Origin of the sequence: Flavobacterium stagni, from assembly GCF_004122105.1 — a bacterium.
Classification (GTDB): Bacteria; Bacteroidota; Bacteroidia; order Flavobacteriales; family Flavobacteriaceae; genus Flavobacterium; species Flavobacterium stagni.
The window spans coordinates 1-16,219 of the sequence record NZ_SBKN01000008.1; the positions used below are offsets into that span (position 1 = coordinate 1).

13 protein-coding genes are annotated in these 16,219 nt (G+C 39.9%); 5 read left to right on the forward strand and 8 right to left on the reverse strand.

Going from position 1 to position 16,219, the window contains the following annotated elements; all coding sequences use genetic code 11:
* The first annotated feature begins 20 nt into the window (after positions 1–20).
* The 3 genes from EQG61_RS11920 to EQG61_RS11930 are packed head-to-tail and all read left to right on the forward strand — an operon-like array spanning position 21 to position 9,114.
* Complete coding sequence (locus EQG61_RS11920) at positions 21–6,179, forward strand: gliding motility-associated C-terminal domain-containing protein (RefSeq protein ID WP_206733887.1); 6,159 nt, start codon at positions 21–23, stop codon at positions 6,177–6,179.
* A gap of 56 nt (positions 6,180–6,235) precedes the next feature.
* Positions 6,236–7,147 carry a PorP/SprF family type IX secretion system membrane protein gene (locus tag EQG61_RS11925; protein WP_129462174.1) on the forward strand — a complete coding sequence of 304 codons (912 nt, stop codon included), beginning with the start codon at positions 6,236–6,238 and terminating at the stop codon, positions 7,145–7,147.
* A gap of 17 nt (positions 7,148–7,164) precedes the next feature.
* Positions 7,165–9,114 (forward strand): OmpA family protein, encoded by a 1,950-nt coding sequence (locus EQG61_RS11930; protein WP_129462175.1) that lies wholly within the window; start codon positions 7,165–7,167, stop codon positions 9,112–9,114.
* A 597-nt stretch (positions 9,115–9,711) separates the two neighbouring features.
* Here EQG61_RS11930 and EQG61_RS11935 read toward each other — a convergent pair.
* From EQG61_RS11935 to EQG61_RS11970, 8 genes are all read right to left on the reverse strand, one after another.
* The gene (locus EQG61_RS11935; protein WP_129462176.1) at positions 9,712–10,209 is read right to left on the reverse strand and encodes a CAP domain-containing protein; all 498 of its coding nucleotides are present in this window, start codon (positions 10,207–10,209) and stop codon (positions 9,712–9,714) included.
* A gap of 171 nt (positions 10,210–10,380) precedes the next feature.
* Complete coding sequence (pdxH, locus tag EQG61_RS11940; protein WP_129462177.1) at positions 10,381–11,025, reverse strand: pyridoxamine 5'-phosphate oxidase; 645 nt, start codon at positions 11,023–11,025, stop codon at positions 10,381–10,383.
* 49 nt (positions 11,026–11,074) lie between these two features.
* Positions 11,075–11,989 (reverse strand): ribonuclease Z, encoded by a 915-nt coding sequence (locus EQG61_RS11945; protein ID WP_129462178.1) that lies wholly within the window; start codon positions 11,987–11,989, stop codon positions 11,075–11,077.
* Entirely contained in the window at positions 11,990–12,190 is a 201-nt protein-coding gene (locus EQG61_RS11950; protein ID WP_129462179.1) for a hypothetical protein, read from the reverse strand.
* Position 12,191: 1 nt separating this feature from the next.
* Positions 12,192–12,521, reverse strand: a complete 330-nt coding sequence (locus EQG61_RS11955; protein WP_129462180.1) for a ribonuclease Z — start codon at positions 12,519–12,521, stop codon at positions 12,192–12,194.
* 3 nt (positions 12,522–12,524) lie between these two features.
* Positions 12,525–13,451 carry an aspartate carbamoyltransferase catalytic subunit gene (locus EQG61_RS11960; protein ID WP_129462181.1) on the reverse strand — a complete coding sequence of 309 codons (927 nt, stop codon included), beginning with the start codon at positions 13,449–13,451 and terminating at the stop codon, positions 12,525–12,527.
* Between the two features lie 11 nt (positions 13,452–13,462).
* Complete coding sequence (pyrR, locus tag EQG61_RS11965) at positions 13,463–14,005, reverse strand: bifunctional pyr operon transcriptional regulator/uracil phosphoribosyltransferase PyrR (protein WP_129462182.1); 543 nt, start codon at positions 14,003–14,005, stop codon at positions 13,463–13,465.
* Between the two features lie 85 nt (positions 14,006–14,090).
* Positions 14,091–14,687, reverse strand: a complete 597-nt coding sequence (locus tag EQG61_RS11970) for a glutathione peroxidase (RefSeq protein WP_129462183.1) — start codon at positions 14,685–14,687, stop codon at positions 14,091–14,093.
* 163 nt (positions 14,688–14,850) lie between these two features.
* Here EQG61_RS11970 and EQG61_RS11975 point away from each other — a divergent pair, with 163 nt between their 5' ends.
* Positions 14,851–15,384 carry an RNA polymerase sigma factor gene (locus tag EQG61_RS11975; protein ID WP_129462184.1) on the forward strand — a complete coding sequence of 178 codons (534 nt, stop codon included), beginning with the start codon at positions 14,851–14,853 and terminating at the stop codon, positions 15,382–15,384.
* Complete coding sequence (locus tag EQG61_RS11980; RefSeq protein WP_129462185.1) at positions 15,381–16,169, forward strand: anti-sigma factor; 789 nt, start codon at positions 15,381–15,383, stop codon at positions 16,167–16,169. The genes EQG61_RS11975 and EQG61_RS11980 overlap by 4 nt, the downstream gene beginning before the upstream one ends.
* Positions 16,170–16,219: the final 50 nt, after the last annotated feature.

Consider the following 16,219-nt stretch of genomic DNA (forward strand, 5'->3'; position numbering starts at 1 on the left):
CTCCTGCAGGTAACTATACTTTGGTATACCAAATCTGTGAAATCTTAAACCCAACTAATTGTGATACGGCTACTGTAACAGTTACTGTGAACGCTGCTCCTATCGTAGCTAACGACGATAACGGTTCGGCTAACGGTTATACGGGTGGTACTGCTGTACCTAATGTGTTGGTAAACGATACCTTAAACGGTCAACCTGTTACTTTGGCGCAAGTGAACTTAACGCAAGTTTCTACAACGAGTCCAAATGTAACTTTAGATCCTGCAACCGGTGCGGTGAATGTTGCTCCTGGAACGCCTGCAGGTACGTATACTTTAGTATACCAAATCTGTGAAATCTTAAACCCTACTAACTGTGATACAGCTACTGTAACAGTTACTGTAGGTGCTGCTCCTATCATTGCTAATGACGATGCAGGAACACCAGTGAATGGTTTTGCGGGTGGAACTTCTTTCACTAATGTATTGGTAAACGATACTCTTAATGGTCAGCCAGTTGTAGCTGCTCAGGTGAACACTACGTTTGTATCTTCTACAAACCCTGGTGTAACTTTAGTTGGAACAGATGTGGTAGTTGCTGCTGGAACGCCTGCTGGTAACTATACATTGGTATACCAAATCTGTGAAATCTTAAACCCAACTAATTGTGATACGGCTACTGTAACAGTTACTGTGAACGCTGCTCCTATCGTAGCTAACGACGATAACGGTTCGGCTAACGGTTATACGGGTGGTACTGCTGTACCTAATGTGTTGGTAAACGATACCTTAAACGGTCAACCTGTTACTTTGGCGCAAGTGAACTTAACACAAGTTTCTACAACAAGTCCGAATGTAACTTTAGATCCTGCAACCGGAGCGGTGAATGTTGCTCCTGGAACGCCTGCAGGTACTTACACTTTAGTATACCAAATCTGTGAAATCTTAAACCCTGCTAACTGTGATACAGCTACTGTAACAGTTACTGTAGGTGCTGCTCCTATCATTGCTAATGACGATGCGGGAACACCAGTTAATGGTTTTGCAGGTGGAACTTCTTTCACTAACGTATTGGTAAACGATACTCTTAATGGTCAGCCAGTTCTTGCTTCTCAAGTGAACACTACGTTTGTATCTTCTACAAATCCGGGTGTAACTTTAGTTGGAACAGATGTAGTAGTTGCTGCTGGAACTCCTGCTGGTAACTATACTTTGGTATACCAAATCTGTGAAATCTTAAACCCAACTAATTGTGATACGGCTACTGTAACAGTTACTGTGAACGCTGCTCCTATCGTAGCTAACGACGATAACGGTTCGGCTAACGGTTATACGGGTGGTACTGCTGTTCCTAATGTGTTGGTAAACGATACCTTAAACGGTCAACCTGTTACTTTGGCGCAAGTGAACTTAACGCAAGTTTCTACAACGAGTCCAAATGTAACTTTAGATCCTGCAACCGGTGCGGTAAATGTTGCTCCTGGAACGCCTGCAGGTACTTACACTTTAGTATACCAAATCTGTGAAATCTTAAACCCTGCTAACTGTGATACAGCTACTGTAACAGTTACTGTAGGTGCTGCTCCTATCATTGCTAATGACGATGCGGGAACACCAGTTAATGGTTTTGCAGGTGGAACTTCTTTCACTAACGTATTGGTAAACGATACTCTTAATGGTCAGCCAGTTCTTGCTTCTCAAGTGAACACTACGTTTGTATCTTCTACAAACCCTGGTGTGACTTTAGTAGGTACAGATGTGGTAGTTGCTGCTGGAACTCCTGCAGGTAACTATACTTTGGTATACCAAATCTGTGAAATCTTAAACCCAACTAATTGTGATACGGCTACTGTAACAGTAACTGTGAACGCTGCTCCTATCGTAGCTAACGACGATAACGGTTCGGCTAACGGTTATACGGGTGGTACTGCTGTACCTAATGTGTTGGTAAACGATACCTTAAACGGTCAACCTGTTACTTTGGCGCAAGTGAACTTAACACAAGTTTCTACAACAAGTCCGAATGTAACTTTAGATCCTGCAACCGGTGCGGTAAATGTTGCTCCTGGAACGCCTGCAGGTACTTACACTTTAGTGTACCAAATCTGTGAAATCTTAAACCCTGCTAACTGTGATACAGCTACTGTAACAGTTACTGTAGGTGCTGCTCCTATCATTGCTAATGACGATGCGGGAACACCAGTTAATGGTTTTGCAGGTGGAACTTCTTTCACTAATGTATTGGTAAACGATACACTTAACGGTCAGCCAGTTCTTGCTTCTCAAGTGAACACTACGTTTGTATCTTCTACAAACCCGGGTGTAACTTTAGTAGGAACAGATGTGGTAGTTGCTGCTGGAACTCCTGCAGGTAACTATACTTTGGTATACCAAATCTGTGAAATCTTAAACCCAACTAATTGTGATACGGCTACTGTAACAGTTACTGTGAACGCTGCTACAATTGTTGCAAATGATGATACTATTACTGCTCTTTGTTCTGAAAATGGAGTATTTGCAAATGCAATTTCTAACGACACATTAAACGGTATAGCTATTGCTAATGGCCAAGTTAACTTTACTGTTATCTCTGGAACAGCACCTAATGTTGTTATTGATTCAAATGGTAATATTTCTTTATCAGCATCTGGAAGTTGTGGAACTTATACCTTCACTTATCAAATTTGTGAAGTATTAAATCCAAACAATTGTGATACTGCTACAATTACCTTGACAATTCAAGATACTACTGCACCTACTTTCGTAGAAGCTACACCAGCTAACGTAACAGTTGAATGTTCTAACGTTCCTGCGGCAGCAACATTGACTGCTACAGACAACTGTGGAACGGCTAACGTTACTTTCAACGAAGTAACTGCTGCGGGTAACTGTGCAGGTAACTATACATTAACTCGTACATGGACAGCTACTGATGCTTGTGGTAACACAACTACTGCTACGCAAGTAGTAACTGTTCAAGATACTACTGCGCCTACTTTCGTAGAAGCTACTCCAGCTAACGTAACTGTTGAATGTTCTAACGTTCCTGCAGCAGCAACAATGACTGCTACAGACAACTGTGGAGCGGCTACTGTAACTTTCAACGAAGTAACTACTGCAGGTAACTGTGCTAGTAACTATACATTAACTCGCACATGGACAGCTACTGATGCTTGTGGTAACACAACTACTGCTACTCAAGTAGTAACCGTTCAAGATACTACTGCTCCTACTTTCGTAGAAGCTACTCCAGCTAACGTAACAGTAGAATGTTCTAACGTTCCTGCAGCAGTAACAATGACTGCTACAGACAACTGTGGAGCAGCTAACGTTACTTTCAACGAAGTAACTGCTGCGGGTAACTGTGCAGGTAACTATACATTAACTCGCACATGGACTGCTACTGACGCTTGTGGTAACACAACTACTGCTACGCAAGTAGTAACTGTTCAAGATACTACTGCGCCTACTTTCGTAGAAGCTACTCCAGCTAACGTAACTGTGGAATGTTCTAACGTTCCTGCAGCAGCAACAATGACTGCTACAGACAACTGTGGAGCAGCTACGGTAACCTTCAACGAAGTAACTGCTGCGGGTAACTGTGCAGGTAACTATACATTGACTCGTACATGGACTGCTACTGACGCTTGTGGTAACACGACTACTGCTACGCAAGTAGTAACTGTTCAAGATACTACTGCTCCTTCTTTCGTAGAAGCTACTCCAGCTAACGTAACTGTAGAATGTTCTAACGTTCCTGCGGCAGCAACAATGACTGCTACTGACAACTGTGGAACAGCTAATGTTACTTTCAACGAAGTAACTGCTGCGGGTAACTGTGCTAGTAACTATACATTAACTCGCACATGGACTGCTACTGACGCTTGTGGTAACACAACTACTGCTACGCAAGTAGTAACCGTTCAAGATACTACTGCGCCTACTTTCGTAGAAGCTACTCCAGCTAACGTAACAGTAGAATGTTCTAACGTTCCTGCGGCAGCAACAATGACTGCTACAGACAACTGTGGAGCGGCTACGGTAACCTTCAACGAAGTAACTGCTGCGGGTAACTGTGCAGGTAACTATACATTGACTCGTACATGGACTGCTACTGACGCTTGTGGTAACACAACTACTGCTACGCAAGTAGTAACTGTTCAAGATACTACTGCTCCTACTTTCGTAGAAGCTACTCCAGCTAACGTAACTGTTGAATGTTCTAACGTTCCTGCAGCAGCAACAATGACTGCTACAGACAACTGTGGAGCAGCTACTGTAACTTTCAACGAAGTAACAACTGCAGGTAACTGTGCTAGTAACTATACATTAACTCGCACATGGACTGCTACTGACGCTTGTGGTAATACAACTACTGCTACGCAAGTAGTAACCGTTCAAGATACTACTGCACCTACTTTCGTAGAAGCTACTCCAGCTAACGTAACAGTGGAATGTTCTAACGTTCCTGCGGCAGCAACATTGACTGCTACAGACAACTGTGGTGCGGCTAACGTTACTTTCAACGAAGTAACTACTGCAGGTAACTGTGCTAGTAACTATACATTAACTCGCACATGGACTGCTACTGACGCTTGTGGTAACACAACCACTGCTACGCAAGTAGTAACTGTTCAAGATACTACTGCGCCTACTTTCGTAGAAGCTTTACCAACTGATGTGACTGTTGAATGTACAAGTATTCCAGAATTGGTTGAATTAACTGCAACTGATAACTGTGGTACAGCAACTGTAACATTTAATCAAACAACAGTAGCAGGAAGCTGTCCAAATAACTATACACTTGTTAGAACATGGACGGGTACAGATGAATGTGGTAACACTGTTACACATTCTCAAAACATTACTGTTCAGGATACAACGGCTCCAACATTTGTTGAGACTTTACCAACGAATGTGACAGTGGAATGTTCAAACGTTCCTGCTGCAGCTACATTAACAGCTAGTGATTATTGTGGTACAGCGACCGTTACTTTCAATGAAGCTACAATTGCAGGTTCTTGCCCAGGTGCTTACACTTTAACAAGAACATGGACAGCTTCAGATGTTTGTGGTAACACAACTACACATGTACAAACCATTACGGTACAAGATACTACGGCTCCAGTATTCGTAGGAACTTTACCGACAAATGCAACTGCACAATGTGATAATGTACCTTCAGCTGCAACATTAACAGCAACTGATAGTTGTGGTGCTGCAACGGTAACGTTCAATGAAACTTCTACAGCTGGATCTTGTCCAAGTGCTTACACACTGACAAGAACATGGACTGCAACGGATGCATGTGGTAATACAACTACACATACACAAATTGTGAATGTGGTTGATACTGTAGCTCCACAGATCGCTACTCCATACTTAGCAGTTGTAAATGTGAATTGTGATGCAATTCCGACTGTTCCTCAATTACAGTTTACAGATAATTGTAGTACAACAGTAATTGTAGCTTACAACGAAACTACTTCACCAACACAAAATGGAGTATACACAATTGTGAGAACATGGACTGTATCAGATGCTTGTAACAATACCAACACGTATACACAAACTGTGAACGTAACCTTGGTAGCTGCAACAAACAACCTAACTTATGCAGATGTTGTATGTAATAATGATAACACATTAACTGTAAATGTTGCCAATGTGATTTTAGCGCAATTCCCTGGAACAGATATGACTTCAGGTGTATGGACAGATGTGAATAACACAGGCGGATTAAATACTTCAACAGGTGTCTTTAATCCATACCAAATTGCAAATGGTAGCTACATTATCAAGTATACATTAAGTAATGGAACTTGTCCTGTGGAATATGCAGTAACTATAAATGTGAATGAAAATGCTTGTATTGTATTACCTTGTCAAGCGTTAGTAATCAATAATGCATTGACACCAAATGGTGACGGAGCCAACGATTACTTTATCATTGAAAACATTCAAGATACAACTTGTTACCCAGAGAATACTGTTGAAATCTACAACCGTTGGGGTGTGAAAGTTTTTGACACAACCAACTATGACAATGAGTCTAGAGTATTCCGTGGAGTTTCTGAAGGTAGAGCTACCGTTAACCAATCGGCGGAATTACCAACGGGTACGTACTTCTACATTTTGAAATACAAAAATGCTGAAGGTAATTATGTAACTAAAAACGGATATTTGTACTTATCAAGATAATCTGATCATCCGGGGATTATACCCTTAATCCCCGGGTGTTTTTAACACCCAAATAAATGAGAACAAGATTTTTACTTTTCGGAATGCTGTTATCGGGATGGATGAGTTTCGCTCAACAAGATGCCCAATACACACAATATATGTATAACACAATTAACGTCAACCCTGCCTATGCTGGTTCACGTGGTGTTATGAGTTTCTTTGGACTACATAGAACACAATGGGTCGGATTAGATGGTGCACCAGTTACAAATGCATTTTCAATGAATACCCCAATTCAATTCACTAATCTTGGATTAGGGTTATCGTTTGTTAATGATCGAATCGGACCTACTACAGAAAATACAATTTCTGCCGATATATCGTATTCTATCCAAACTTCTGAAACCTATAAATTATCCTTTGGTGTAAAAGCGACAGGTAATTTATTTAATTTAGATGTTACTAAATTGACTTACCAAAATGCGAATGATCCACTACTTCAAAATTTGAACAACAACTTCAGTATGAATATTGGAGCCGGAGCATATTTACATTCAGACAAATCGTACTTAGGTTTATCCGTTCCCAATTTCTTTGAAACAAAACGTTACAATGATAATGATGTAGCTGTTTATAAAGAACGTATGAACTTTTATTTAATTGGAGGTTATGTTTTTGATTTAAGTCCGAACTTAAAATTCAAACCTGCTTTCTTATCAAAAGTTGTTGAAGGAGCTCCTTTCCAATTGGATGTATCGGGTAACTTCTTGATCAATGATAAATTTACTTTAGGAGCCGCTTGGAGATGGGGTGCTGCCATGAGTGCAATGGCCGGATTCCAAATTACAGATGGTTTATTTGTAGGATATGGATATGATTTAGAAACAACTAAATTAGCCAACTATAACTCAGGTTCTCACGAAGTATTTTTACGATTTGAATTGTTCAAACGTGACGACCGTATTGTATCACCAAGATTCTTCTAATATAATTATAAGCAACCATGAAAAACAGATTCTTACAAATAGCTTTAATCGCTCTTGCCACTTGTGGAAGCCTTACGGCTCAAAACAAGGAAGCCAAAGGAACAAAGCAGTTTCAAAACTATGCTTATGTTGATGCGATTAAAACGTACGAACGTATTTTTGCCAAAGGATACAAATCTCAAGATATGTTGCAAAAATTAGGAGATTCGTATTACTACAAAGGTGATTTAACTAGCGCTGCCAAATGGTACAACGAATTATTCACTTTCGCACCAGAAAATCCAGCCGAATATTATTTCCGTTATGCACAAGCATTAAAAGCAACCAATGATTACGCAAAAGCCGATCAAATGATGGCGAAGTTTAATCAGTTGAGTGGTAATGATCAACGTGCTAAATTAGCGGCATCACAAAAAGATTATTTAGCCCAAATCAAGAAAAATTCGGGACGTTATACCTTGGAAAATGCAGGTATTAACTCGCAATATTCTGATTACGGTGCTGCCTATTATGACAAAAAATTAGTATTTACATCAGCGCGTGATACTGGAAGTTTAGGAAAACGTAAACATACCTGGACAGGTGAAAGTTTTACTAATTTGTATACGGCCGATATCGGTGAACAAGGTAAAGTCTCCAATCCGAAAAGAATGGATATGGGATTAAATTCTCGTTTCAACGAATCGACTTGTGCCTTTACCAAAGATGGTAAAACCGTATATTTTACAAGAAACAGCTTCTTGGATAAACGCGAAAAAAACAGCAAAGGTTCTACCCTATTGAAAATTTACTCGGCTACTTTTAACGACGGTAAATGGACAAATATTAAAGAACTTCCTTTTAACAGTAATGACTACCAAACCGCTCACCCCGCCTTAAGTGCCGATGAGAAAACCTTATACTTTGTATCGGATATGCCAGGAACTAAAGGGTTGTCTGATATCTTTAAAGTAAACATCAACGGTGACGGTTCTTTTGGAACACCTGTAAATTTAGGTGATGTAGTCAACACTGAAGGCCGTGAAACGTTCCCAATGATTACTTCAGACGGTGAATTTTATTTCGCTTCTGACGGTCATCCAGGATTAGGAGGATTGGATGTATTCTTTGCTAAAGTTCAACCTGATGGCTCTTTCAAACGTATTCACAATGTAGGTGAACCCATCAACAGTTCTAAAGATGATTTCGCTTATTTAATCAATGAAAAAGACCGTACTGGTTATGTTTCTTCAAACCGTGATGGTGGAAATGGAAATGATGATATCTACCGTTTCAAAGAAAACACCCGATTGGTAGATTGTGAACAAGCCATTAACGGTATCGTTACAGATGTGGCAGATGGTAAACCATTGGCTGGTGTAACGGTTGTTTTACAAGACCAAAACTTCAAAGTATTGAAAGAAATGAAAACCGATGCAGAAGGTAAATTTGATTTTGGTGCTCAAGATTGTGAAACGAAATTCTACCTAAAAACTACATTACCAGAATACAATACCGTAGATACTCCAGTAATGACAGCCAACGAAACAGGGAAAACGTTTGTGCCCATTACTATGGAACGCACAACTAAACCTGTTCAGCCTGGTGATGATTTAGCTAAAGCATTTGGTATTAAAATTATTTATTTTGATTTAGATAAATCGTATATCCGTCCGGATGCAGCCGTTGAGTTGGCTAAAATTTTGGATGTAATGAAACAATATCCAAATATGGAAATTGATGTTCGCTCGCATACCGACTGTCGTCAGACTGCAAAATACAATGCTTCGCTTTCTGATCGAAGAGCAAAATCGACCATTGCTTGGTTGATTAAAAATGGTGTGGAAGCTAAACGCTTAACAGGTAAAGGCTACGGAGAATCACAATTGGTTAACGATTGTGCTTGTGAACCCACCAACAAATCCGAATGTACGGAAGAGCAACACCAAGCGAACCGTCGTTCAGAATTCATCATTACCAAATTATAATCTACATTATAAATTGTTTAAACCCGAGAACGCCTCACTGCAAAGTGGGGCGTTTTTCTTGGTTATAAGCGGGTTTGAAACGAAATAAATCGTTTGGATTAAATATATAGCATAGACGATAGAAAAAGGATTAGTATACGGCTTTTCGATTCAATCTTGTACTCCAAATACGAATTCAATTCCTTTACGCTTAATTAGATCATAAGGAGTGATTAGTGCGCTTAATCCTCTTGAAATATATTAGCAATATAAATGCTAACAGTTCAATTTCATTGCAGTAAAAGTCTTTAAAACGATATTCATTCCTTAGGTGGAAAAAGATATGCCAAAGGCAATTTTCTACTTATGTAGAAATATCATCAATTGAAACTACTGATTTCTTTTACTACTAGATTTTAGTATACGTGTAAAAAAACAAATCGTGACTTCAGCCCGGATAGAGCCGGTATCCCCCGATTCTTATCGGGGATAAAGGCGAAAGCCGGTGAGAATGGAGTAAACCACCCAACTTGTGCTGCCCAATCCTAAAATAAAATACAAACAAAAAACCACCCCGAAGGGTGGCCTTTTTCAAAATCAAACAAAACTATAAATCAATTATTTCTTCATAAATATGTTGGTGTAATAGCGTTTACCAGTAGTTGGGTTTACCGAGATGGAAACTCCAAAGTGGGTGTAGTCTCCCTCAATGTTGGCTTTGTGACCCGGACTGTTCAACCATGCGTTTAATACAGAAGTTGGACTAGAGAAATTGTAGGCTACATTTTCCCCTACTCGAACTGCTCCTAAAACATGTTTGATGTTGTTTACGCGATCGTCAAAATAATCATGATTTACCACATTATTGTCAATCATGTACTCATTGTGCTCATACGATTTGTATGAAATGTGGTTTACGATTTGCAAACGCGATTTACCTATACTTTCTCTGTAATCGTTGATACGTTGGATGAGATCTGATTCCTCAGCAGAGTAATCATACGAAGTCACTAAGCGATATTCTTGAGATGAATCGCTGTCAGTGTCTTTAGAACACGATACCATTGTGAATACCAATGCAATTGGCAAAAACAATCTGAGTAGTTTTGCTTTCATAGTAGTAGGTTAAGTTTTGACCGATAGATGTGGGGCAAATATCTTGTCAGTTAATAATTGATGAACGTTGTTTTGATTTGGTTATCCAAACTTACTACTATACCGTCAAAACGACAAATAAAATCGATGAACTACATAAGTAATTTATTTTATAGGGATATTTTCTTACAATTAAGGCGCTAAACGATCAATTTGCCATGTATAATCTGACAAAAGCGTGTACCGAATTCGATCGTGTAACCGGTTAGGGCGCCCTTGCCAAAATTCAACAGAAACGGGTCGGACCAAATAGCCACCCCAATGACCGGGACGCGGTATGTTTTGCCCTTCAAATTCTTTTTCCAATTGGCGTAAATTATCTTCTAAAAAAGTACGGGAAGGAATAACCTCACTTTGGGGCGAAACGATAGCGCCCAACTTACTCCCGTCGGGGCGGCTGTCAAAATAATTATCGGATACAATTTCGGATGTTTTCTCCGCATTTCCTTTTATGATAACCTGACGTTCGATACTCGGCCAAAAAAAGGACAAACAAACCTGCGGATTGACTTCCAAGGCTCTCCCCTTTTCGGAATTATAATTGGTGTAAAAAATAAATCCTTCTTCGTTGAACTTTTTTAATAACACCACGCGCGACTTCGGATAACCATCGAGTCCGATAGAAGCCACCGTCATGGCATTGACTTCATCGACACCACCAAAGTCTTCGGTTTCATGAAACCAGCGGTGAAATAAATTAATAGGATCTTCTGGGAGCTGTGATTCCAACAGCTCACTTTTATCATAGGATTTTCGGTAATTGCCTAAATCTTTCATCGTACGTTTATTTGCGTACTAAATTACGGCAAAAGAATGGGAAGTAAAATTAACGCAACGGAATTTCGAATTCTTTACCATCATCGGCTAACCATACTTTAGGGAAAATGGTTTCGGCTTCGGATTGAAATCCGTCAATCGAACCGTATCGCGTGGAATAATGACCCAAAGCCAATTGTCTTACGTTAGCTTTTGAAGCAATTGTAGCCGCTTGCTTGGCAGTGGAATGCATGGTTTTTTCCGCCAAATGAGCTTCTTTTTCTAAAAATGTACTTTCGTGGTATAATAAGTCTACACCTTCAATAAGCGGAATAATGCGCTCATCGTATAAAGTATCGCTGCAATAGGCATAACTTCGTGCGACTGCCGGATCAAAACTCAATTCAGCATTTGAAATGACTCGACCATCTTCAAGTGTAATGTCACCGCCGTATTTAATTTTATTGTAATAGACTTTGTCAATCGCATACTCCTCAACCGCGGCAATATTCAATTTGCGCTCTTTATTTTTTTCTTCAAACAAATAGCCGTTGGTATAAATGCGGTGGTTCAAGGGTATTGTGGAAACGCGAACTTTCTCGTCTTCAAAAATAACTTCGGAAGCTTTGGATTCCAATTCGTGAAAAAACAAACTGTAACCGGTATACGAACCCGAAGCACGCAATTGCAGTAGAATAATTTCTTTGATGCCTTTCGGACCATACACGTGCAAATCACTCTCGCGATTCAAAAGCATAAAGGTCGAAATCAAACCGACCAATCCATAAAAATGATCGCCGTGTAAATGGGAAATAAAAATATGATTGATTTTGGAAAACTTTACTTTGCTCTTGCGCAATTGTACTTGGGTTCCTTCGGCACAATCAATCAAAAAAACATGATTCTTGATTTCCAAAACCTGAGAAGTCGGATTGGATAAAGTACGCGGCGTGGCGGCATAACAACCAAGTATGGTAAGTTTCAACTATTCTTCCGTTTTTTGATTTTCAATTTTTCCTAAACGAACAATTTTGAGAATTAAAACAATGACGATTCCCAAATTCAGCGCCAATTTCAAATATTCAAAATCACCTGTTTTTAAATTGCCAAAGAATCGGCGTACCAATAAAAAGGTCAGTGCAAACAGTACAACTGTATAGATATATATAAAAGTCTTGTTGTTCATCTTAAAATCCTAAATCGCGTTCGATTTCTTCCATTTCAATAATATCATGCGCCTCTTGGAGCGAAGGCACCACATGCAATTGGGCTGGAACCGCATTGTAATCCAAGCCCAAAGCAACAAGGACAAACGATTTCTTTCCTTTGCGGTGTACTTTAGACAAAGCTGAAAATAATTTCACATCAGCCAAGGTAGCAGTCACATGCGTAAGGTCTATAATGAGATTCTGTTGGGCAAATTGCACATGTTCGTGCGTCACTTTTTCACAAAAAGCGGCCACTCCTTCTGCTGTATTTTTAATTACGGTTGTATGTCCTTTGACGTCAACTTTCATAGGTTATTTTATTTTTGATGCTAATAAATAAATGACTGCCATACGCACGGCTACCCCATTCTCCACCTGATCCAATATTACCGAATGCGGTCCGTCAGCGACTTCAGAAGTGATTTCGACTCCACGGTTAATCGGTCCGGGGTGCATGATTACAATTTCTTTATTGAGCGAATTTAAAAGTTCTTGGGTGAGTCCGAATTGCTGCACGTATTCCCGAGTCGACGGAAAATACGTCACATCCAAACGTTCGTTTTGAATGCGTAACATATTGGCAACATCACACCATTCAAGTGCTTGGCGCAAATTGGATTCTACCTTTACCCCCAAACTTTCTACATATTTCGGGATTAAGGTTTTGGGGCCGCAAACGCGCACTTCTGCGCCTTGCATTTGCAACGCAAAAATATTGGATAAGGCTACCCGTGAATGCAAAATATCGCCTACAATGACTACTTTTTTTCCCGCTACATCACCCAATCGCTCCCGAATGGAATAACTGTCCAATAAAGCTTGTGTTGGATGCTCGTGTGCGCCATCGCCCGCATTGACAATACTTGCCTTGACATGTTGTGATAGAAAATACGCCGCACCGGGATGGGAATGGCGCATGACCACCATATCCACTTTCATCGCTAATATATTATTGACAGTATCAATTAACGTTTCACCCTTTTTAACCGAAGATTGAGCCGCCGAAAAACTAATCACATCGGCAGATAAACGCTTTTGTGCCAACTCGAACGATAACTTGGTTCGGGTACTGTTTTCAAAAAAGATATTGGCAATTGTAATATCCCGTAAAGAGGGAACTTTTTTAATCGGGCGGTTGATGACTTCTTTAAAATGATCTGCCGTTTCAAAAATCAATTGAATATCTTCTTCCTTGAGATATTTGATGCCGAGCAGGTGATTTACGGAAAGTTCAGACATTGTGTTGTAGTTTAGTGTTGTGTGACCAAATAGACGGCATCTTCTCCTTCATTTTCCATCCAACATACCTTCACCTTTTCCTGGTTGATGGCATCAACTTGACGGCCACGATAATCGGGTTGAATGGGCAAATGACGACTAAAACGTCGGTCTATGAGGGTTAGTAATTCGACTTCAGAAGGACGACCAAACGATTGAATAGCCGTAAGGGCTGCATTAATACTTCGTCCAGTATACAACACATCGTCAATAAAAACCACTTTTTGATCTTCTACTAAAAAATCAATTTGGGTTTTATTCGCCTCCAAAGGTTTGTCGCCACGTCGAAAATCATCCCGAAAAAACGTAATGTCCAAAAATCCCAAACGAATGTCGTTTACTTGGTATTCGTCTCGCAATAATTGGGCAATGCGCTCAGCCAAATATTTACCGCGCGGTTGCAACCCGATTAAAACGGTCGAACTAAAATCAAGGTGTTTTTCGATTAACTGACAAGCCAAACGATGCAGGATGATGTGTACTTCTTTCGAATTGAGTAAGACTTTTTGACTCATAGTGAAGTGTGCTGTTTGGGTGGTAAAAGTACGGATTTTTATTCAACACTATTCAAAAAAAATCCCTCGCAAGGAGGGAATTGATTTATTTTTTAATCCAATCGACAATTTGTGCATCCATTGGGGTGACTTGTGGTGCGACCACTTTTTCCAAATGACCGTCTGTTCCAATCAAATACTTTTGAAAATTCCATTCTACCTGACTGTCTTGTAAACCGTTGCGGGATTGCTGCGTTAAGAACTGATACATCGCACACATATCTTCGCCTTTTACAGATACTTTCGCCATCATCGGGAAGGTTACACCGTAATTTTTTTGACAAAATGTGGCAATCTCTTTATTACTTCCCGGCTCTTGTTGTCCAAAATTATTGGCTGGAAAACCTACAATCACAAAGTTTTTGTCTTTGTACTGTTTATATAAAGCTTCCAATTCTTTATACTGCGGCGTCAATCCGCATTTGGAAGCGGTATTTACCACCAATATTTTCTTTCCTTTCAATGAAGCAAAGTCAAATGTATTGCCTTCTAAATCTTCTACTTTAAACTGATAAATCGTTTCACGTGTTGCCATAGGATTGTTTTCTACAAAATTTGAAGTGTTTTCAGCTAGGGATGTTTCCGAATTTTTACACGATAACAAGCCGAAAATTAGAGCTGTTGCAAGAAATTTTATGTTCATGGTTTATTTTTTTGTCTAAAATTAATTTAAAAAAATTCAACACTATAGTGTACGTTCAATAAAAATGTGTTAATTTTTCGGTGTGAAATAAAACCATAGAGTCAATTAGTCCGTATATACTGACACTCTGAATAAAAATTTTGTTGAACTAACTTGTTAACACATGACACAGGAACAATTGATTCCGTTGCTCGTAAACAAAGATGAGCGCGCTTTCACAGCCATGTACGACATGTATTCGAAGAGTCTCTATGCTGTAATTGCTAACCTGATAAAGGATAGTGATGAAGCAGAAGACGTCCTTCAGGAAACATTCGTAAAAATCTGGAAAAATATCGATTCGTATAACGACTCCAAAGGTCGGTTCTATACGTGGATATTGAATATTGCCCGTAATACGGCCATTGACAAACTTCGTTCGAAGGGGTACAATAACAGCAAGAAAAACCTAGATGTCGACAACTTCGTATATATGGTTGGAGACAACAGTCGAATGAACAGTCGCATTGATACTATTGGTATTAAGGATTTCATTAAAAAGTTGAAACCTAAATGTATCCAATTGTTAGAACTCTTGTTCTTCCAGGGTTATACCCAACAGGAAGCTTCCGAAGAACTTGAAATTCCAATTGGAACCGTGAAAACACAAAACCGCACGTGTATCAATGATTTAAGAACTTATTTGAACGTATCATGAATTCAAAAGAAATAATCGAATCCGGTGATCTCGAATTATACGTTTACGGGGCTTTACCCGAAAACGAATCTGCCGAGATTGCTGCACTGTCCAAGAAAGACAGTACGGTTCTCAACGAAATCGTATCGATTGAAAAATCGGTCATCAATCTGTCCTCCAGCATTGCCCCAGCGCTGTCAGCAGGTGTGTTCCAATCCATAAAGGAACGCCTCGATATGGGTGGTGGCAACGTGGTACAAATGAACTCGCGTCTTAGCATTACACCTTACCTTGGTTGGGCCGCTTCTGTCGCGCTATTAGTGGGTGTTGCACTTCAGTACAATAAAGTGGCCGATGCACAATCGGAAATTGGCACCCTTCAAAATGAAAAATCTACCTTGCAGAAATCGGTTGTCGAATTGGAATTGGAAAAACAACAAACCGTTGTAGCGCTCGATGTCATTCGCGATAGCCAAAATACTGTGGTAAGCCTAGCCGGTCAAGCGGCTGCACCTAATGCTACTGCCAAGATTTATTGGAACCAAAAAACCCAAAAAGTCTATGTAGATGCTTCAGGATTACCCGAACCTCCAAAAGGCAAAGTGTACCAAATTTGGTCGTTGAAATTAGTTCCTGCCCTTACGCCTACTAGTATTGGTCTTTTGAACGATTTCACGAAAAATCCAGGTAAAGTATTTGCTGTAGAAGGAACGGGAGATGCACAAGCCTTCGGAATTACTCTTGAACCTGCTGGCGGTAGTAAGTCGCCCACCATGGAACAATTGTACACCTTGGGTAAAGTATAAGTCTTTAATTAACTTTCATATAAACAGAAAAAGGTTCGACAATTCATGTC